Below are 233 nucleotides of genomic sequence, written 5' to 3'. Positions count from 1 at the left end.
GAAAAATTCTTACTTACTCAGCAAAGCCGGGTAAAGTTAAACGCACGCATATTAGTTTAACGCCTTTAAAAAGGCTGATTAACGACCCAAGCGCTGCTCCTATTTATGGTGACAATCCTCGTAATAAAGAGCAACAAAAAATATTTTCAGCCGCGCCAGTATTTAATCAAGATAAGCTACAAGGCTATTTATATGTAATTATTGGTGGTGAGGCTTACGACACCTCACTAAGC

1 pseudogene is annotated in these 233 nt (G+C 38.6%); it reads left to right on the top strand.

Annotated features, from left to right (window positions below):
- Nucleotides 1-233: pseudogene (locus AAEZ18_RS19745) on the top strand (GAF domain-containing protein); the annotation flags it as partial.

The sequence above is a fragment of the Pseudoalteromonas sp. 19-MNA-CIBAN-0066 genome, from assembly GCF_040308705.1.
GTDB classification, from domain to species: Bacteria; Pseudomonadota; Gammaproteobacteria; order Enterobacterales; family Alteromonadaceae; genus Pseudoalteromonas; species Pseudoalteromonas nigrifaciens.
This window is presented reverse-complemented; position numbering and strand designations above follow the sequence as displayed.